Raw genomic sequence first — 663 nt, 5'->3', positions numbered from 1 at the left:
AGGACCCGGACATGGTCAAGACGACCCGGGTCACCGCCGGTGAGATGCCGGCACGCGGACAAGGCCAGGGTGCAGGTCTTCTTCCAACCGATCCCCAGGCCGCGGGCGCAGGCTTTCACGCTCATGCCGTCTGTCGCCATGCGCTGCAGGATCCAGCGGGTGACCCGGCGGGTCACCGATTGCCGGTCGTCGGCTGCCTGGGGGATCGAAGCACGGAAGATGGCGACGTTGCAGTCGCCGTTGCCGCAGACCAGCCGGGGTACACGTACGTGCAGGACGCTGGGGTGCCCGGCGATGGGCAGGTCTGTGAGTCGTCGTTCGACGTGGTCACGGACCCGGCAGCCCTGTCCGCAGCCCGGGCAGCTGAGGTCGACGGTCACCGGGTGGCAGTACAGGTGGGTGACGTCGCCGGCGTCGGCGGCGTTGTCGATGCTCAGGCCGAGTTCGGCGGTTCTGCAGATCGTGTCGGCGACGAGGTTCGGGGCAGCAACAGGCGTGACGGTAGGGTGAGACATGGATCCTGGAGTGACTGATGAGGACGTTGAACACCTTCATCCTGTCACTGCAGGATCCTTCTGCTTTCCCGGCCCCTGACCCCTACATGTTGTAGCGGCCCATCCCGACGGCTTCACACTCGCTACGCACTCCGAAAGGCGAAGGGCC

At 66.4% G+C, this 663-nt stretch carries 1 protein-coding gene; it reads right to left on the bottom strand.

What is annotated here, in order from left to right; all coding sequences use genetic code 11:
* The coding region (locus ACTXPP_RS14155; RefSeq protein ID WP_443342761.1) for a transposase family protein at positions 1 to 515 on the bottom strand (515 nt) is incomplete at its 3' end.
* Between the last annotated feature and the right edge of the window lie 148 nt (positions 516 to 663).

The sequence above is a fragment of the Candidatus Corynebacterium faecigallinarum genome (genome assembly GCF_052264515.1).
GTDB classification, from domain to species: Bacteria; Actinomycetota; Actinomycetes; order Mycobacteriales; family Mycobacteriaceae; genus Corynebacterium; species Corynebacterium faecigallinarum.
The sequence above is the reverse complement of the archived record's forward strand: the minus strand, read 5'-3'. Positions and strand labels throughout refer to the sequence as shown.